This window comes from Acetobacterium wieringae (assembly GCF_026646375.1).
GTDB lineage: Bacteria > Bacillota > Clostridia > Eubacteriales > Eubacteriaceae > Acetobacterium > Acetobacterium wieringae_A.
Genome location: NZ_JAIPPU010000004.1, coordinates 196994 through 215957 on the forward strand (window position 1 = coordinate 196994; position 18964 = coordinate 215957).

The following is an 18964-nucleotide window of genomic DNA, read 5'->3' on the forward strand; positions in this document are numbered from 1 at the left end:
TTTACTTTACCTCCACATTCTTTATTCCTAAAATTTGGCCTAATTCTGTGATCAGTTTTTCTTCAGGAGTAACCCATAAATCTTTATTGGCTCCAAAATGTTTATTTTCGTTTTTCAGATATAACACCACCGGTACCGGCCCCGGATATCTTATTAGAATCGATTTAACTGAATTTATCAAGGTCTTTTCTGTTAAATCCCCTAAACTTAAAATCAGTTTTTGACGGTTCTGCACGCCGCCATTGGTTGCATAAGTAGCAATTTTTTCTTTAACTTCAAGGGTTTCTCTGTTTTTAGGCGGCTCTCCGATGGGATAGATTTGCGCCGCAATCACCGAGGTTCGAGCTTCCTCATTGTAATTGATCCGGCCCTTGATCACTACCGGCTGATCAGGTTTTAAATAGCGCCGATATTCATCATAGGTTTTGGGAAAAACCACAACCTCTATCCGTCCATACAAGTCTTCCAGGGTTATAAACGCCATCAATTGACCTTTTTTTGTCATCATGGTTTTTAATTCCACAATTAACCCACCGATACTGACCTGTTGTCCATCTCTTATCCCAGCATCTTTTAAATCCTGATAACTGTCGACCAGATTCGAAAACAAGCTAACTGTTTTTTTAAGGACATCCTCATATTTTTCCAGCGGATGGCCGGTAACGTAGAGGCCTAAAACCTCCTTTTCCATCGCCAGTCGTTCCTCTTTGGAAAACGGCTGTTTTTGAGGGAAATGATCTTCTTTCAGGTTGGTCAGTTCTTTTGAACCGCCCAGTCCAGCCAGATCCAACAAGGACATCTGCCCAGAGATCCGGTCTTTCTTTTCCCGCTGTACCTGATCAACAATCAGTTCCGCCGTAGCCAACATCTGTGCCCGGCTACTGCCAATCGCATCAAATGCACCACCTTTGATAAGACTTTCGATACTCCGCTTATTGAGGGATTTGAGATCCACCCGTTCACAGAAATCACGAAGATTTCGGAAATCCCCTTTAGCTTTTCGGGCTTCAATGATGGCAGCGATGGCGTTTTTCCCCAGACCTTTAACCGCCCCCAATCCAAAACAGATGGAATTGCTGGAAACGCTGAATTTTTCATAGCTGGCATTAATACTGGGTGGTAATACATGAATACCCATTTTTCGGCAATCTTCAATATATTTTGCAACTTTTTTCTCGTCATCCATAATACTGGACATCAACGCCGCCATAAACTCGGTAGGATAATAACACTTCAACCAGGCCGTTTGGTAGGCAATCACTGCATAGGCCGCAGCATGGGATTTATTAAAGGCATATTTGGCAAAATCTTTCATTTCTTCAAAGATTTTTTTAGCAGCCGATTCGGAAACACCACGTCGAATAGCACCATCAATGACAACTTTTCCTGTTTCATCCACCTCACCATGGATAAATACCTGACCCTCAGCCTCCATCACACTGCTCTTTTTCTTCGACATCGCCCGCCTGACCAGATCACTTCGTCCCATCGAAAAGCCAGCTACGTCGCGAAAAATCTGCATAACCTGTTCCTGATAAACCATACACCCATAGGTAACGTTTAAGATCTTCTCAAGGATGGGATGATCATAGGTTATCTGCGATGGATTTTTTTTATTCTCAATGTAGCGGGGAATCTGGTCCATGGGGCCAGGTCGATACAGTGAAATCCCGGCGATAATATCTTCGAAGCTGTCCGGTTGAAGATCCTTGATGAACTGCTGCATTCCCCGGCTCTCCAACTGAAAAACACCCAGGGTATCCCCTTTCGAGAGCATTTCATAAATCTTGATATCATCCATTTCCAGACTGTCCAGATCCAGCCGCTTGCCGCTGCTATGTTCAATGTTCTCCAGTGCATCACGAATAACCGTTAAGGTTCGCAAGCCCAGGAAATCCATTTTCAGCAACCCCAGATCTTCCAGCAAGCCCATCGGAAACTGAGTTGTGATCACATCATTATTGCGAAACAGCGGAATATACTCCACCAGCGGCAAATCCGAAATAACAACTCCAGCTGCATGAGTGGAGGCGTGTCGGGATAAGCCTTCTATGGATTGAGCCGTTTTTACCAGTTTAGCAATATCTGCATCCGTTTCTTCCATTTTTTTAAGTTCCGGGTTTTCTTTAAGTGCCGCTTCAATGGTAATATTCACCCCGGGGTGAATGGGTATTTCTTTAGCCACCCGATCGACCAGATTATAAGGCATATCCAATGCTCGACCGACATCCCGAAGGGCTCCACGGGCTGCCATGGTTCCAAAGGTTATAATCTGAGCGACCCGTTCTTCCCCATACTTATGCACCACATAATCAATGACTTCCTGTCGACGCTCGTAACAAAAATCCACGTCGATATCCGGCATCGTAACCCGCTCCGGATTGAGAAAACGTTCAAACAGCAATTGGTACTTAATCGGATCGATGGTCGTAATCCCCAAGCAGTAGGCAACCAAACTGCCAGCGGCACTTCCCCGTCCTGGTCCAACCATAATCTGATTATCTTTAGCATATTTGATAAAATCCCAAACAATCAGAAAATAATCATCAAAGCCCATATTGTGAATGGTTTTTAATTCGAAAACCAGACGATCCTGCAACTCGCTGGTAAGCTTTGGGTATTTCTTTGACAGCCCTGTCATGCAGAGTTCTTTTAAAAAGTTTTCAGCTGTTTTCCCGGGAGGTAATTCAAATTGGGGCAGATGCGTTTTTTCCAAATCAAAACTGACTTGACAACGTCTGGCAATCCGGTTGGAATTTTCAATGGCTTCTGGCATGTCCGAAAAGAGCTTGCTCATCTCTTCCGGACTCTTTAAATAGAACTCGTTATTGGGAAAACGCATTCTTTTTTCTTCGGAAACGGTCGCAGCAGTTTGAATACAGAGAAGAATGTCATGGTTTTCACTGTCTTCTTTTCGAACATAATGGACATCATTGGTCGCAACCAGCGGAATGTTCAATTTTTTTGACAATTGAATCAACCGTTCATTAATCAGTGCCTCTTCCCGTAGTCGATGATCCTGAACTTCCAGAAAGAAATGATCCTTACCAAAAATATTCTGGTAAAGCAAACAGCGGGCTTCAGCGCCAGTCAAATCATTGTTTAAAATCATTTGTGGAATTTCACCAGCAATACAGGCTGACAGGCAAATAATCCCCTCACTGTGATCCCGCAAACAATCATGATCGACTCTGGGTTTATAGTAAAATCCATCAACGAAGCCTTTTGAGACAATCTTCATGAGATTTTTATACCCAAGATTGTTCTCTGCTAACAGAATAAGATGCGCCCGCTCCTTGTCGTAGACCGGATCCTTTTTTTCAAGACCTCTGGGGGCTACGTAAACTTCACACCCGATTATAGGGTGGATTTTCTCTTCAAGGCAGGCCTTGTAAAAATCGATGGCACCAAAAAGCACCCCGTGATCGGTTAGCGCAATACTGTCCATCCCACTTTGCGCAACCGCTTTTACCAGTTCATTGATTCGACCAAAGCCGTCGAGCAAACTATATTCGCTATGTACATGAAGATGTGTAAATTGTTTTTCCATCTTTTTTTCCACTCTACTGTTAAAATTAAGTTTCATAATTATTTAACTATTTCCGATTTCTTTAGATTTTATTATAGCATAGATTCTTAAAAATAAATAGACATTTTGTCCCGGTCGGATGATATTGATCCCAGTTCTCCCTGTCCATCATCTTTCCTACATTATATACTATTTTTCAGTGATTATTAAATTTCATTTGAAATGATTCGTTGTAATCTTAAATTTTCTTGTTATTTTTTTAACGTTGTTTTTTTGCCGGTAATCCTTTACATTATTTCCGAGTTATGTTATTATGTGTTCGTAAATAATTTTACGATTGTTTACGAAATGTTTTACTAATTTCATATATTGGCAGGAGTTATGGAGGGCCGTACTTTCGTTTTTACATTAAGAGAATATGTAAATCTGTTAGTATGTGCTTTTTTTGTTTGCTTTCATTCCTTTCCTTCTGGTTTCATTATGTTTCTCAAACATAATTAAATAATAATTAAATAAATAGGGGGTTATACTTATGAAAAAGTATATCTTATCACTGGATGCAGGAACCACGAGTTCAAGAGCGATTTTATTTAACCATGACAGCGAAATCGTTAGTGTTGCACAAAAAGAATTTACTCAGATCTATCCAAAAGCCGGTTGGGTTGAACATGACGCCATGGAAATTTGGGCTACCCAAAGTGGTGTTGTTACTGAAGCAATGTCAAAAATTGGCGCAACCGCTGAAGAGATTGCTGCTATCGGTATCACAAACCAACGTGAAACAACTGTCGTTTGGGACAGAAAAACTGGCGAACCTATTTATAATGCCATTGTCTGGCAATGCCGTCGTACTGCATCTTTCTGTGATGAATTAAAAGCCCGTGGTCTGGAAGACTACGTTCGTGAAAACACCGGTCTTGTAATCGATGCATACTTCTCCGGAACAAAAATCAACTGGATTTTAAATAATGTTCCTGGTGCTCGTGAAAGAGCAGAAAAAGGCGAACTGGCTTTCGGTACTATTGATACCTGGTTAATCTGGAAATTAACTGATGGTAAAGTACATGTAACTGATTATTCAAATGCTTCCCGTACTATGGCATTTAATATTAAAACCCTCAAATGGGATGAAAAAATGTTAAAAGAACTGGATATCCCTGCTTCTATGTTACCAGAAGTTCGTCCATCCTCTGATGTCTACGGCACAACTTCTCTTTATGGCACTGATATTCCAATCGCTGGTGCTGCTGGTGACCAACAGGCTGCCCTTTTCGGACAAGCTTGCTTCGAACCTGGAATGGCTAAAAACACCTATGGAACCGGTTGCTTTATGTTAATGAACACAGGTGACAAACCAGTTAAATCCAACAGCGGTCTGGTTACAACAATCGGTTGGGGACTTGATGGCGAAGTGGAATATGCACTTGAAGGTTCAATCTTCATCGCTGGTGCCGCCATTCAATGGTTACGAGACGAAGTCAAATTAGTCGACTCTGCTCCAGATAGCGAATTCTACTGCAATAAAGTTGCCGATACACACGGTGTATACATGGTTCCAGCTTTTGTTGGTCTGGGTGCTCCTCATTGGGATATGTATGCTCGTGGTGCAATCCTGGGCTTAACCCGTGGTGCCAATAAAGCGCATTTAATCCGTGCCACTGTTGAATCGCTTGCTTATCAGACAAAAGATGTTCTGGATGCAATGGAAAAAGACTCGAACATTAAATTGGCTGCATTAAAAGTAGATGGTGGCGCTTGCGCTAACGATTTCTTAATGCAATTCCAGGCTGATATCTTAGGCGTTCCTGTTGATCGTCCTTCGATCGTTGAAACAACCGCTATGGGTGCTGCTTACCTGGCTGGTCTGGCTGTTAAATTCTGGGATGGAAAATCTGCTGTAACAAATGCCTGGAAACTTGACCGTTCATTCAAACCAGCAATGGATGCCGATGTTCGTGCAAAATTATATGCCGGCTGGTTAAAAGCTGTAGAATGCTCTAAAGGCTGGGAAGACGCAGAATAATCTGTTGTCTTTAAAAAATTTTTTTTAATTTCAATTGTTGGGGTGTTTTTGACACCCCAACAATTCAGATTTTTCTCTTTCCTATTTTTGTGATTGTGTTATAATGAATTTACAAATACAATCCGACCGGGAGGAGTTTTATGTCGACGAGAAAATGTCTTCTCATGTTTCAGAACAACCCCATCATTGTCGCTGTTCGTAATCCTAAGGATATTTACGATGCCATCCACTCACAATCACAAATCATCTTCCTGCTGACTGGCAACGTATATAATCTGAAAAAGATGGTGGAACTTTGTATCAAAGCCGATAAATATGTGTTTACCCATCTGGATCTGATCAAAGGTTACTCACAGGATAATTATTTTATAAAATATCTAAAAGATGAGATTAAACCCACAGGGATTATTACCACCAAAAACAATATTATCACTCGGGCAAAACAGGAAGGTCTGATGACGGTTCAGCGTCTGTTTCTATTGGATTCTTCAGCCATGGATATTTCAATCAATTCGGCCAAGAAAATTAAGCCCGATGCCATCGAAATTCTGCCTGGCCTGGTTCCAAAACTGATCACAGCCGTTAAAAAAGAGATAGATATTCCAATTGTTACTGGGGGATTCATAGAGACAGAGGAAGAAGTTCGTTCTTGTCTAGCTGCTGGCGCATTATCAGCCAGCACATCTCACAAGCCATTGTGGGATAAAATCGAGCTTATTCGGGCAGAGCAGCGATTGCTACACAAAGAATAAGTAAAAATAAAATACAAGGCAACGGAGAGCCATACTGTTTTCTTAAATGAATCCATATTTAAGAAAATTGTATGGCTTTTAATTTTTTATAGTTCTTAGGAGGAATATATTATGTATGATATCGCCATTATTGGAGCTGGCATTGCCGGTTCCTACATTGCTCGGGAATTAACCCGATACAAACTGGACATCGTTTTACTGGATGGAGAAAATGATGTTGGAAATCAGATTACCATGGCCAATTCTGCCATTGTCCATGCCGGATTTGATGCTCCAGCTTCAAAATTAAAGGGAAAATTCAACGCTCCCGGAAACATCATGTATGAAAAGGTCTGCGAAGATCTGGATGTTCCCTTTAAACGTTGCGGCTCTCTGGTTGTTGCCCACAATGAATATGAGATGGCAACCATTCAGGAACTGTATCAGAATGGTCTGAAAAATGGTGTTCCCGGACTCCAGATTTTATTTAAAGATGAAGTCCATGCCATGGAACCCAATCTGAATGAAGATATATGCGGTGCCTTATATGCGCCTACCGCAGGTATTGTCTCGCCGTTTGAACTATGTATTCACGCTGCTGAAAACGCTGTCGACAATGGTGTAACCCTGAAAATGAACCATATGGTCAGTGATATTAAAAACCACCATGGCTATTTCGAAATCATTACCAATGCCGGTAATGTGGAAGCTAAATATGTCATCAATGCCGCCGGGTTATTTGCTGACAATATATATGCAATGGTCGGTGAACCCTATTTTAAACTTCTGGCCCGAAAAGGACATTATTTTATTTTTGATAAAGAAGCCGGCTCGCTGGTTAACAGCGTAATCTTCCCCTGTCCATCTAAAAAGGGCAAAGGAATTCTGGTGGCTCCAACTGTTCATGGAAATCTTTTGATTGGCCCAGATGCCGAACCGGTTTCTTATAAGGGCGACATTGCCACTACTGGCGAACGTCTCGATTATATCAAAGAAAACGCCCTGAAAAACTGTCCTGATCTGCCGTTTAATAAGATCATTCGCTCCTATGCCGGTCTGCGTAACACTCCGGTAAGAGACACCTATACTACGACAGATGGAGACTTTATCATTGAAGAATCACCAGTGCGTGGCTTTATCAATGTTGCTGGTTACGAATCACCCGGTCTCACCTCAATTCCGGCCGTCGCTCACCATGTGGTTGAAAACATTGTCAAGCCAATGATCCCTCATCTTGAAGAAAACCCGGATTACAATCCAAAAGTCCGCAAACATCTGCGTTTCGATGAAATGACCGAAGAAGAAAAAGTAGAAATTATCAAAGAAGATCCGAAATATGGTAAGGTCATCTGTCGCTGCGAAACCATTACCGAAGGCGAAATCATTGATGTGATTCACCGTAGCGCCGGTGCCCGAAGTGTTAAAGCGGTAAAAAAACGAACCCGCGCCGGAATGGGCCGTTGTCAGGGAGGTTTCTGTTCACCCCGTGTTGTTGAAATTTTGGCCAGGGAACTTAATGTTCCATTGGATGATGTAATGTATGATCAACAGGATTCTGCCTATATCCTTTCCGGTCACACAAAATCTGTTAAGGAGGAAGCATAATCATGATTTATGATGTTGTAATTTTAGGCGGCGGCCCTGCCGGGCTAGCTGCTGCTGTTGAAGCTAAAAACGGTGGAGCCGAAAATGTTCTGATCCTCGAGAGAGACCGGGAACTCGGTGGTATTCTTAACCAATGTATCCATAACGGTTTTGGTTTACATACCTTTAATGAAGAATTAACTGGCCCTGAATACGCCGAACGTTATATTCAGAAAGTCAAAGATCTTAATATCCCCTATATGCTGGATACCATGGTTCTTGATATGCACGACAATGGCGATCTTAAGGCCATTCACGTCATCAATGAAGAAAACGGGTACATGATTATTGAAGCCAAGGCTGTCATTTTAACCATGGGTTGTCGGGAACGAACTTCCGGAGCGATTGGAATTCCTGGATACCGTCCTTCCGGCGTCTTTACTGCCGGTACGGCCCAACGGTTTATTAACATGGAAGGCTTTATGCCCGGTAAAGAAGTGGTCATTCTCGGGTCTGGTGATATCGGACTGATTATGGCCCGCCGAATGACCTTGGAAGGAGCCCATGTTCAGGCAGTCTGTGAGCTGATGCCCTACTCCAATGGTTTGGTTCGTAATATTGTTCAGTGCCTGGATGACTATGATATTCCCTTAAAATTAAGCCATACCATCACCTTTATCCACGGTAAGGATCGTCTGGAAGGTGTCACCGTTGCTAAGGTTGACGAAAAACTCAAAGTAATCCCTGGTACTGAAGAATACATTCCCTGCGATACCCTGTTGCTGTCTGTTGGATTAATCCCCGAGAATGAAATTACCCGCAATGCCGGGGTTGTCATGGATAACCGCACGAACGGTGCCATTGTCGGTGAACTGCGTCAAACCTCGATGCCTGGTGTGTTTGCCTGTGGCAATGTTGTTCATGTTCATGACCTGGTGGATTTTGTCAGCGAAGAAGCCGTTCTTGCCGGTAAGGGTGCCGCAAAATTCATCAAAGGCGAGCTTGATAATGAGATTACCTTCACCACCACCAACGGCGATGGCATTGGCTATGTTGTTCCCCAACAAGTTGCCATGAAAAATGTTGAAGACAAGGTTACCTTCTATATGCGGGTTCGTCAGGTCTTTAAAGATAAGGTCGTAAACGCCTATATCGGTGATCAGTTAATCGCCACCAAAAAAGAAAAGAAATTACTGCCCGCTGAAATGGTAAACTTTAAAATTGCAAAAGATATTTTAGCTCAATATCCCGCCGGAGAAATCCGATTTGTCGTAGAGGAGGCCAAATAATGAAAAAAGAAATGACCTGTATTGTTTGCCCCATCGGGTGCCAAATGACGATTGAAGAAAAAGCTGATGGTACCTACGAGGTCACCGGTAATACCTGTAAACGTGGCCCTAAATATGCCATCAATGAAATGACTAACCCCACCCGGGTAATTCCTACCACCGTGGTCATCAAAAACGCCATGCTACCCCGTCTGCCTGTTAAGACGGCGGAACCGATTCCGAAAGGCCAGATTTTTGATGCCATGGCTGTAATTAACCAGGTGGTTGTGGAAGCCCCCATTAAAACCGGAGATGTTGTCATCAAGGATCTTTTAGGTCTTGGTATTGATGTGGTCGCCACCAGAACCATGGACAAATGTTAATCCCATTGATCTAAGCATTTCAAAGAGTCTGAAGATAATCTCACCGATTATTTTCAGCTCTTTTTTTTCTCACTCATATTTTTCACTCACTATATTCGTAACAACAAAATATTAATTTGTTACAAAACAGACATTGAATTACGACCATCTTTTATGATATGTTTAACTATACAAATTCTCTATTTTAAAGGTGCCTTTTCATGTATAAAAAAAAACTACACCCTTTTAATAAAAACCTGGCAGTTTTCATTCTAATTCCCTGTGTCATTATTATCATCGTCCTGTTTATTCATTATCAAAGCGTCGCCAGAGAAAACGCTAAGGTAACTGAAGGAATTCAGGCCCTAACCACCTTAGAAAACCGTGACCTTTATAGCATGGAAGAAAAAATTGATTATATGAAGCGCAAAGCCGTCGATTCTGGAGATTATTCCGCTTTGTTTGGTAATGCAGTTGTTTTTGGTGATTCCATCGCTGAAGGTCTCGGTTTGTACGGCTTTTTAAGCCCAACCTCATTAGTGGCGGTAATGGGAAAATCCACCGAAACCAGTCTCGAAGATATCCCCAATCTGGTTAATCTGGCTCCCCGTTATGTTTTTTTTGAATTGGGGCTTAATGATATCAGTCATCCCGACAATACATTGGAATCCTTTATCAGTCATTATGAAAGAATCATCGATGCGGTACGTCTGCAATTACCCAATACCCAAATCTATATTTGCAGTATCTTCCCGGTTACTGATGAAGCCCTGAAAGAAAACCCAGAGTTCAGTCAGATCGAGAGCTATAATACCGCCCTGGCTGAAATGGCCAAGCGTAAAAATGTCCACTATATTGACACCTATACCTATTTAAAAAATAATCCGCAATATCATGATCAGGACGGGATTCATGTGATCCGAGAATTTTACCCTATCTGGATGGATACCCTGGTCAATAACAGTGATCTGAAAAATCTGTTATAGAATTGGAAGCTTATGAAAAAATATGCTGTACTGCTAGTTATTTTAATACTGATTCTTCCCTGTTTTGGCTGTCAAACTGCTGAACAGGCTCCCTTATCACAAGTAGAAACTGATCTATTGGCTGCTTCCCAAAACCTTAACGGAATGACAAAAGGCGATGGTAAAGCCTTAAAACGGTATTACGGTCTCAATATCAACGACTTTCAAGAAGTGTTGATTTACGTTCCGGCCAATTATATGGACGTTTCCGAAATTCTGGTGGTAAAAGTTGCCGACTCAGCTCAATTGGATCTGGTTGAGGCTGCTGTCGATACCCGAAACACCATGCAACAAGAAAGCTTTAGCGGCTACGGACCTGATCAGGTTGCCCTGCTTGAAAATTATGAGCTCAAAATTGTCGGCAACACGCTTTTTTATTGCGTGTCACCGGATGCGACCGTACTAAAAGACACTTTTGTCAAAAGCATAAAAACTATTCAGTAAGGAGCGACCATGGTATTTAGCAGCATCTTATTTATATTTGGCTTTCTACCCATTGCACTGGGTCTCTATGCCGTTGTCCCCAAACAGGGAAAAAACCTGATCTTGCTTCTGGTCAGTCTGTTTTTTTACGCCTGGGGCGAACCGGTTTATGTATTCCTAATGCTATTCACCATTGTCTTCGACTTTGGTATGGGGATCTTCATGGAAAAAAAGCCCCATTACTTTCGTAAGCGGATTTTTATTTTTACCGTCATTGTAAATCTGAGTTTTCTGTTCTTTTTTAAATACTGGGGTTTTCTGTTGGATACCATTAACCAACTTTTTAGTTTGAGTATCCCATATACACCTTTACCCTTGCCGATTGGGATTTCTTTTTATACCTTTCAGATACTATCTTATGTGGTTGATATATATCTGGGTAAGGTTCCGGTTCAAAAAAACATTGTTTCCTTTGGCTTATATGTCACCATGTTTCCCCAACTGATCGCCGGACCCATCGTCCGTTATAAGGACATTGATGACCAGCTTTCAGATCGGGTGATGAATCAGGAAAAGTTTGGAATTGGCGTAGAACGTTTTATCCAGGGACTTGGTAAAAAAGTCCTATTGGCCAATAACATTGGTTATGTCTGGACCCTTATTTCGGCCATGGATGTGGGCGAAATGTCCGTCCTCACGGCCTGGATTGGAATTATTGCATTTACCTTTCAAATCTATTTCGACTTCAGCGGTTATTCGGACATGGCCATTGGTTTGGGGAAAATGTTCGGTTTTGAATTTCTGGAAAATTTCAATTACCCCTATATTTCCAGAAACGTGTCTGAATTCTGGCGACGCTGGCATATATCACTGGGCACCTGGTTTCGCGAATACCTTTATATTCCACTCGGTGGAAATCGTGTTGCCATCCCCAGATTATTTCTCAACCTTAGTGTCGTCTGGTTGTTAACGGGGCTCTGGCATGGTGCCAGCTGGAATTTTGTCATCTGGGGCGGCTATTACGGGCTGATTCTTTTTGCCGAAAAAGTATTTTTAAGTCATTTTCTCGAAAAACTGCCCACGTTCATCCAGCACGCATATACGCTACTATTGGTCGTGATCGGCTGGGTCTTTTTTGCCAGTCCAGATATGGGATATGCCCTGTCTTATCTCCGAGTGATGTTTTTTATTGCTGGTTCATCCTTAATTGATACCACCAGCCTTTATTACCTGTATACCAGTCTTATTCTATTTTTAATTTGCGGTGTCTGTTCAACTCCCATCGTCCATCAGCGTTATACTAAACTGATTCGTAGTGAGAAAAACTGGGTCGTACCTTTTGGTCTGGGACTGAACAGCCTGATTATGTTTTTATCCATCGCTTATTTAGTTACAGAAACATATAATCCCTTTTTGTATTTCAGATTTTAAGTGAGGCCTTATGCGAAAACAAGATAACCACCGGGATCACGATCAATACTCCCATTCACTCTTCTATAAAAAATACATCAACTTATTGGGTCTGCTTTTCATCGGCAGTCTTGTCTTTTTTCCCCTGGCTTCACTGATTTTGCCGGATACCAAGCTATCTGCAAATGAAAACCGGATTTTAACCCAATTTCCCCGTTTTTCAGCGGATAGTGTGATGGATGGACGCTATATGAAAAAAATGCAGAAATATACTGCTGATCAACTAATCGGCCGGAATTTTTGGATTTACACCAAAACCAGCACCGACCGCATCATTGGAAAGAATATCTCGAACGGGGTATTTTATGGCAAAAATTCTACGCTGATTGAAAACTTCGATCCCTTACCGTCTGATACAACGGACCAGACAAAAACTGCACTTAACACGTTCGTCGAAAAACATCCCGATCTAAATCACTTTTTTATGTTGGTTCCCAATGCGATTAGTGTCACTGATGACAAACTGCCGGCATATGCTCCTGTTTTGGACCAAAACACCTATATTGACAGCTTTACTGCCAGTTTAAGTCAGCAGCTAACCATCCTTGATCCCCGACCAATTCTTAATCAGAATTTGGATCAACAGTTATACTATAAGACGGATCATCATTGGACTACTCTGGGGGCCTGGCTGTCATTTCAAGGCGTTGCCAATGCCATGGGAATCACCCCCGAACCGGATGCTTATGCAGTTTATCCAGTCAGCCATTCATTTTCTGGAGCCCTGGCATCCAAAAGTGGCTACCTGACCTTTGTCACGGACACCATTGAAGTCTACATCCCTAAAAATGAAGACACCTATTCCATAGTGAATTTTATCGAAGAACAAAAAAAATCAACTTCACTATTTGATAGCGAAAAACTCAACAAAAAGGATAAGTATGCCGTTTTTCTATCCGGTAACCATCCATTGATTAAAATAAAAAATCCGGTAGCCAACAGCAAAAATCTGCTGGTTATCAAGGATTCTTATGCCAATGCTTTCATCCCCTTCCTAACACCATTTTATAGCGAAATTACCGTTATTGATCCCCGCTATTACTATGATAGTATCGATGAATTGATTGCAGATGCTCAGATTACCGATGTACTATACCTGTTTAATGCCAACACTTTTTTCCGGGATACCACCTTGGAACCGTTTTTAAATGATGACTAACATTAAAAAGGGTTCCACCAGTCTGGCGGAACCCTTTTTTGACATTAATTGCGGTACTCATATTTTAATTTGATTTTATCACCCCGAAAGACTACTTTTGAATATTCAAAAGGTTTATCTTCCTTATCAAAAAGAATATCTTCCAAAACAAGCAATGGATATCCCTGCGGTACTTTTAGCAGGTTACTTTCTTTTTCTGAGGCTGTGACCGACTCGAACGTTTCAATAACACGGCTGGGTTTCAAATTACACTCTTTTTCCAGAAGTACGCAAAGTTGTTCTTCTTCAAGCGCATGCTCACTGAGATTCTTTCCTAAATCAAAAGGAATCCGAGAATAATGAAGACTGATCGGCTCACCTTTTAAAAACCGCAACCGCTGAATTTCAAGTATTGGTGCGCCTTGTGGACATTGCAAGCGCTTTGCAACAGATATAGAAGCCTCTTTTTCTGTAACATTTAACAGCTCCGTGGTGATCTCATACCCCATTCGTTCCAATTGTTCTCTAAATCCCATATAAGCCAGTGACTCTGTCATGATCTTGGGTTCTGCAACAAAGGTACCTTTTCCAGGGACTCGATAGAGAACGCCATCCTGTACCAGCTGTGAGCATGCTGAACGTATTGTCATTCGACTGACACCGTAAATACGGTTCATCTCACTCTCAGATGGTATCGCTGTATTTGGCTTCCAAATGCCTTCTTCGATGTTATTGCGGATTAACTCTTCCAATTGTATGTACAATGGTTTTGGGTTTTCTCGCTTTATTTTGTACATATCAATACTTCCTTCCATAAAACTCTTTTGTGCAGCTTATTTAGCAAAATATCTCTCATTTTATCATAGACGCAATCTAATTGAAAGAGTGATCCACTAAATTCGGTTTATTTCTGTTTATTTTAATTTTGCAATCTGTGAATAGATGCTATTATCATTTAGTGCACTATACAAATTTTTGTATATATCATAAATGTCGTTATACTTCTTAACGTTTTCAGGTACGGGCTCAATGGTCTCCAGATAATGAACCATTGAATTGACACCTTCAGCAGCATCGTTAAACCACCCGGCACCAACACCTGCTATAACTGCCGCTCCTACAATGGTGGCATCAGGGATTTCCAGTTTGCGAATTGGAACCCCAAACATATCTGCAATAATCTGGCGCCATGATCCAGATTTTGTCGCTCCGCCGGTAATCGCAAGTTGTTTTAAAACCAATCCGGATTTCTTCATGGTTTCATACATGTCCTTACTTTCCAAGGTAATACCTTCCATAACCGAACGAATCATATCACTCTTAGAATGTGCGAACGTAAGTCCCGCAAAAATCCCTTTTGCTTCAGGATTCCAATAAGGATAACCAGATCCGGTCAAGAATGGCATGAAAAGAATTCCCTTTGATCCGACCGGACTTTTTTGAATATGATAATCCATTACTTCATACGGATCAATCCCCGTTTTTTTTCCGAATGCAACTTCAATTTCAGCCAACTCATCCCTTGCCCATCGATAGCTGCTGGCAGCACCCAGTTGGATTCCCTCAAGATTATATAATCCCAATGACGCCGATGAGGTTGCCATTACTCCTGGAACGTCTTCCAAGACCAAATTTTTTGTACCAACCACTAAAAGTCCGGCAGTCCCCAGTGTTAACGATGCATAACCATCCTCAATAACGCCTGCGCCGATTGCTGCGCATTGTTGATCTCCACTACCGGCAATAAGTAGTGTACCGACTGCCAGACCCGTCTTTTCCGCCGTGGCAGGTGTCACTTTTCCGACAATATCACCAGGTTTGACGAGTTTGGGAAATTTTGCTTTATCAAAACCAAAAGCATCAATAATGTTGTCAGCCCAATTCATTGTATTCGGATTAAGATAACCAGATGTACAGGCATTAGTCACTTCGCAATAAAAATCATCTGCACCAAAACAATATTGGATATATTCCGGCATCATCGCCACATACTTGGTTTTTTCATATAATTCTGGTCGTTTCTTCATTAACCATAACAATTTGATAAATGTAAAGGTAGGTGCCATTGGCATACCAGTGCTTCTAAAAAAAGTATCGGGATCCACCAGTTCCATGGCTTCTTCTAAAACCTCAGCACCACGATTATCCTGCCAGCCATAAAAAATATTATCGATCGCCTGATTATTATTATCGACCAGTGTAAATGTTGCCCGTTGGCAAGAAAATCCAACTGCCTCAATTTCCTTTGGATCAACGCCTGATGATGTAACTGCTTGTTTACAGGCTTTAAAGGTTTCCTCAACCAGTAAATCCACATCCTGCTCAACCCAGTTGGGGTTTGGATAGTTGCAGGGATACTCTCCATATCCTTTGCCATAGATCTGGCCTTTTTTGTCAAGAATCATGGCCTTTGTGCCAGTTGTTCCCACATCAATACCGATTAAATACTTACCCATATTCAAATTCTCCTTTAATAATAAAAATTAACTTCTAAACCATGAATTAATTTAATATTATGCTTAGTAAAAGGGAATTTTGCTCAGCAATGTGATGAAAATGATCGCTTTGGCTTAGCCATTGTATTGGGGTACCACTCCAATCTCACGCATTTGATCAAAGGCGTCGATTATCGCAACCGCAGCGCGTGTACCGATAAGATCAGCTCCAGCCAATATAAATACATAGGCATTTTGAGGACGTGGGAATTTAACCCCGGCAACCTTAAGCTTAACATCGGTTTCAGCCAACGTCTTTTTCATAATCAAAAATTGTTCCATACTGGGTCCTTCGAATTGACCGGTTGAGGTTTTGGCATAATCAATGCCAACTTCTGCAATCAGTTTGCAGGCTGCCGCTATTTCTTCGTCACTTAAAAAACAGGTTTCAATAATGCACTTGGTGATATGCCCCTGAGCTGCAGTTTTGAAATCCATCAATTCACCTTTGATCACATCGTATCGTTTGTCTTTCAAAGCCCCAACATTCATGACAAGATCTAATACGGTGCAACCCGCTTTTACTGCCTGTTCCGTTTCAAAAGCTTTAACGATTGATGCCGATGCGCCAAAAGGAAAATCCAATCCTGTTCCAATATGAATGTCTGTTCCTTTCAGTTCGTCCACCACTACAGGGGTCCAATAGGGAGTAGCCGAATAAAATGCCGCACAGTTATAGGCTACTGCCTCTCGACAACCAGACCGAATATCAGCTTCAGTGGTGTTTTTTGGCAACACTGAGTGATCGAAACACTTTCCCACGGCTTTTTTATCCATTTTTGATAAATCAACCATACCATCTTACCTCCTAGTTAAATTTATAAAACAACTTTTTCAAGTTCTTCCATACGATCAATAACATAGGTTGGACTTAATGACCTTACGTCCTCAGGAGAGCCATATCCAAAAGTGACACCACAAACATCAATGCCTGCATTCGTACCAGTAAGATAATCGGTTTTGGTATCTCCAATGAGAATCGCCTGAGTTTTTCGGCAATTATAATACGAAAGAATCGAATGAATACAATCAGGATGCGGTTTGGGATTTTTAACATCATCCGCCGTTACTAATATGTCAAAATAATCATAAAGCTTTAGTGTTTTTAGGATTTTTTCGGTTGCACTTCTGATTTTAAAGGTAGCCACTGATAATGCTTTGCCCACATGTTTATAGTAGTCCAATACCTCTTCCACACCCGCATACGCATAGGTTTTTTTATCACAGTTCTTGGTGTAGTAATCAATAAATAAAGGCAGTATTTCCTGGTCAATCAAAATTTCTTTATCCTTGCCGAGGGTCTTTATTAGTACATTTCTTGCCCCCCCGCCTATACAGCTCCGAATAAAGGCATCATCTTTCTGCTCAAAACTATACCGCTCAATGATATACTTTATCGTCTCGATGATATCTGGACAAGAATCTACCAAGGTTCCATCTAAATCAAAAATCAGATACTGCTATACCTTCGGTTCCTTGTTTTTTATTATCATAACCCGCCTCCACTAAAACTTTCTAATTAATTAACAACCATTCACAGCTTACTCAAAAGCTCATTGCTGTTAAAATATTCCAGGGTAACGCCACACTCGCCGATGTTTCTGACATTTTTATCGGTTTTTTTATAGTCAGCGTGATAGTCAGACCCACCAGAAATGATCTTAACCCGATCTGAATACACTGACTTAACTTTAGTAATGATCTCTTCTTTTGATAAGGGGCCATTATATGTGGTCTTATCATAGGTATAACAGGCTTCAATACCATCTAATCCGGCATCAATCAGTTTATCAATGTACGCTTCTCGAGACATCAAGCCATCTTTGGTCATGACCGTCTCATCGATCAGATAAGGATGTGCCAAAATGGCAATCCCACCACTTTCATGGGCAATATTGATAATATCAATCGGGTCAGGTTTTTCCCGTTTCACACTGAATGCCGGGTTATTTCTGATTAATAACTTTGCCTCACTCCAGGTTTTAGTATAGCCCTTCTCGGCCATCAAATTGAAAATTACTTTTTTCTGGACATCTTCGGGGTTCCGGGGTATATCATTATAATTGATAACCTCATCCCAGCTGATATCAATGCCATTATCCGCCAATACACTTAATAGTTTCTGATAAGAGTAGATTTTGCTGTTAACGATTTTTTGATTTATTTCAATTATCTTTGGATTTGTATAATCACATCCCAATACCACAATGTGAACATCCTCTACCAGTGTTTCGCAGGAGAATTCGATTCCCAACAGGAGCTTCATTCCTTTTTTTTCTGCATAAACAACAGGATCCACCATCACACCATTGACTTCGATACGATCCGGTGGAAGAATATCATGATCGGTGATCACAATTACCTTCATCCCTAGTGCTGCCGCATTGCAAATAAATTCTTTAGGCGAATCCGCTCCATCTGATCGTGTCGTGTGACTATGTAAATCTACGATATAATTTGGTTTTATTGTCATCATTTTACCTCTCTAATCCATCTGAATAAATTAAACAATTTATCGTTGCAATTCTTTTTTAGTAAATACTTCATATTATTGTGCTACCATGAAAAGCACTTTCATAAAGACAGTTAACTAATCAATGTTTTTTGAAAAAGTTTAGCCTCCTTCGCATCAACAAAAATCATGGTAACCAACTATCATTATAACTCATCATACACACTCATCACGAGTTATAATTACCTTGTTTAATTATACCACATTTCTTAAAAAAACGATGACAAAAAAAGAGTTACTAACATGTATCTTTATCTAGAATCATTAAAGCCCAACTTCAAAAGTTGGGCTTCATTTTCACATCGTTGTCAACGACATAATGCTTAAATTTGTCCAAGTATATCTCGAAGTTTCATCTATCTACTGAAAATCTATGATCATATCGATTTCAGAGAAAATCGTTA

General features: G+C 41.1%; 15 protein-coding genes. 9 read left to right on the top strand and 6 right to left on the bottom strand.

Going from position 1 to position 18964, the window contains the following annotated elements; translation table 11 throughout:
• Position 1: 1 nt before the first annotated feature.
• Positions 2–3550: a DNA polymerase III subunit alpha gene (locus tag Q7P33_RS05695; protein ID WP_303868274.1), complete on the bottom strand. Its 3549-nt coding sequence runs from the start codon at positions 3548–3550 to the stop codon at positions 2–4.
• 511 nt (positions 3551–4061) lie between these two features.
• Here Q7P33_RS05695 and glpK point away from each other — a divergent pair.
• From glpK to Q7P33_RS05740, 9 genes are all read left to right on the top strand, one after another.
• The gene (glpK, locus tag Q7P33_RS05700) at positions 4062–5552 is read left to right on the top strand and encodes a glycerol kinase GlpK (protein WP_303868276.1); all 1491 of its coding nucleotides are present in this window, start codon (positions 4062–4064) and stop codon (positions 5550–5552) included.
• 140 nt (positions 5553–5692) lie between these two features.
• Positions 5693–6304: a glycerol-3-phosphate responsive antiterminator gene (locus Q7P33_RS05705; RefSeq protein WP_303868278.1), complete on the top strand. Its 612-nt coding sequence runs from the start codon at positions 5693–5695 to the stop codon at positions 6302–6304.
• A 111-nt stretch (positions 6305–6415) separates the two neighbouring features.
• Complete coding sequence (locus Q7P33_RS05710; RefSeq protein ID WP_303868282.1) at positions 6416–7888, top strand: NAD(P)/FAD-dependent oxidoreductase; 1473 nt, start codon at positions 6416–6418, stop codon at positions 7886–7888.
• Between the two features lie 2 nt (positions 7889–7890).
• The gene (locus Q7P33_RS05715; RefSeq protein ID WP_303868283.1) at positions 7891–9156 is read left to right on the top strand and encodes an NAD(P)/FAD-dependent oxidoreductase; all 1266 of its coding nucleotides are present in this window, start codon (positions 7891–7893) and stop codon (positions 9154–9156) included.
• Positions 9156–9518: a DUF1667 domain-containing protein gene (locus Q7P33_RS05720; protein WP_303868293.1), complete on the top strand. Its 363-nt coding sequence runs from the start codon at positions 9156–9158 to the stop codon at positions 9516–9518. The genes Q7P33_RS05715 and Q7P33_RS05720 overlap by 1 nt, the downstream gene beginning before the upstream one ends.
• A gap of 200 nt (positions 9519–9718) precedes the next feature.
• Complete coding sequence (locus Q7P33_RS05725) at positions 9719–10483, top strand: GDSL-type esterase/lipase family protein (RefSeq protein ID WP_303868295.1); 765 nt, start codon at positions 9719–9721, stop codon at positions 10481–10483.
• Between the two features lie 12 nt (positions 10484–10495).
• Positions 10496–10966 (top strand): DUF4358 domain-containing protein, encoded by a 471-nt coding sequence (locus Q7P33_RS05730; RefSeq protein ID WP_303868297.1) that lies wholly within the window; start codon positions 10496–10498, stop codon positions 10964–10966.
• A gap of 9 nt (positions 10967–10975) precedes the next feature.
• Positions 10976–12376: an MBOAT family protein gene (locus Q7P33_RS05735; protein WP_303868298.1), complete on the top strand. Its 1401-nt coding sequence runs from the start codon at positions 10976–10978 to the stop codon at positions 12374–12376.
• A 10-nt stretch (positions 12377–12386) separates the two neighbouring features.
• Positions 12387–13574, top strand: coding sequence for a DHHW family protein (locus tag Q7P33_RS05740; protein WP_303868299.1), 1188 nt, complete (start codon positions 12387–12389; stop codon positions 13572–13574).
• 44 nt (positions 13575–13618) lie between these two features.
• Here the strand turns inward: Q7P33_RS05740 and Q7P33_RS05745 are convergent, their stop codons facing one another.
• The 5 genes from Q7P33_RS05745 to Q7P33_RS05765 all read right to left on the bottom strand — a co-directional run bounded on the left by Q7P33_RS05745 (position 13619) and on the right by Q7P33_RS05765 (position 18524).
• Positions 13619–14368, bottom strand: coding sequence for a GntR family transcriptional regulator (locus Q7P33_RS05745; RefSeq protein ID WP_303868301.1), 750 nt, complete (start codon positions 14366–14368; stop codon positions 13619–13621).
• A 99-nt stretch (positions 14369–14467) separates the two neighbouring features.
• A complete protein-coding gene (locus tag Q7P33_RS05750; protein ID WP_303868302.1) occupies positions 14468–16009 on the bottom strand; it encodes an FGGY-family carbohydrate kinase in 1542 nt (513 codons plus the stop codon).
• 114 nt (positions 16010–16123) lie between these two features.
• A complete protein-coding gene (gene deoC, locus Q7P33_RS05755; protein ID WP_303868303.1) occupies positions 16124–16843 on the bottom strand; it encodes a deoxyribose-phosphate aldolase in 720 nt (239 codons plus the stop codon).
• Between the two features lie 23 nt (positions 16844–16866).
• Complete coding sequence (locus Q7P33_RS05760; RefSeq protein ID WP_303868363.1) at positions 16867–17502, bottom strand: HAD family hydrolase; 636 nt, start codon at positions 17500–17502, stop codon at positions 16867–16869.
• 80 nt (positions 17503–17582) lie between these two features.
• Positions 17583–18524 carry a PHP domain-containing protein gene (locus Q7P33_RS05765; RefSeq protein ID WP_303868304.1) on the bottom strand — a complete coding sequence of 314 codons (942 nt, stop codon included), beginning with the start codon at positions 18522–18524 and terminating at the stop codon, positions 17583–17585.
• Between the last annotated feature and the right edge of the window lie 440 nt (positions 18525–18964).

What these genes read in the sequence shown, in the direction of transcription:
- Q7P33_RS05695 (WP_303868274.1), bottom strand. Translation starts at nt 3,550, where the DNA reads ATGGAAAAACAATTTACACATCTTCATGTACATAGCGAATATAGTTTG.
- glpK (WP_303868276.1), top strand. Translation starts at nt 4,062, where the DNA reads ATGAAAAAGTATATCTTATCACTGGATGCAGGAACCACGAGTTCAAGA.
- Q7P33_RS05705 (WP_303868278.1), top strand. Translation starts at nt 5,693, where the DNA reads ATGTCGACGAGAAAATGTCTTCTCATGTTTCAGAACAACCCCATCATT.
- Q7P33_RS05710 (WP_303868282.1), top strand. Translation starts at nt 6,416, where the DNA reads ATGTATGATATCGCCATTATTGGAGCTGGCATTGCCGGTTCCTACATT.
- Q7P33_RS05715 (WP_303868283.1), top strand. Translation starts at nt 7,891, where the DNA reads ATGATTTATGATGTTGTAATTTTAGGCGGCGGCCCTGCCGGGCTAGCT.
- Q7P33_RS05720 (WP_303868293.1), top strand. Translation starts at nt 9,156, where the DNA reads ATGAAAAAAGAAATGACCTGTATTGTTTGCCCCATCGGGTGCCAAATG.
- Q7P33_RS05725 (WP_303868295.1), top strand. Translation starts at nt 9,719, where the DNA reads ATGTATAAAAAAAAACTACACCCTTTTAATAAAAACCTGGCAGTTTTC.
- Q7P33_RS05730 (WP_303868297.1), top strand. Translation starts at nt 10,496, where the DNA reads ATGAAAAAATATGCTGTACTGCTAGTTATTTTAATACTGATTCTTCCC.
- Q7P33_RS05735 (WP_303868298.1), top strand. Translation starts at nt 10,976, where the DNA reads ATGGTATTTAGCAGCATCTTATTTATATTTGGCTTTCTACCCATTGCA.
- Q7P33_RS05740 (WP_303868299.1), top strand. Translation starts at nt 12,387, where the DNA reads ATGCGAAAACAAGATAACCACCGGGATCACGATCAATACTCCCATTCA.
- Q7P33_RS05745 (WP_303868301.1), bottom strand. Translation starts at nt 14,368, where the DNA reads ATGGAAGGAAGTATTGATATGTACAAAATAAAGCGAGAAAACCCAAAA.
- Q7P33_RS05750 (WP_303868302.1), bottom strand. Translation starts at nt 16,009, where the DNA reads ATGGGTAAGTATTTAATCGGTATTGATGTGGGAACAACTGGCACAAAG.
- deoC (WP_303868303.1), bottom strand. Translation starts at nt 16,843, where the DNA reads ATGGTTGATTTATCAAAAATGGATAAAAAAGCCGTGGGAAAGTGTTTC.
- Q7P33_RS05765 (WP_303868304.1), bottom strand. Translation starts at nt 18,524, where the DNA reads ATGATGACAATAAAACCAAATTATATCGTAGATTTACATAGTCACACG.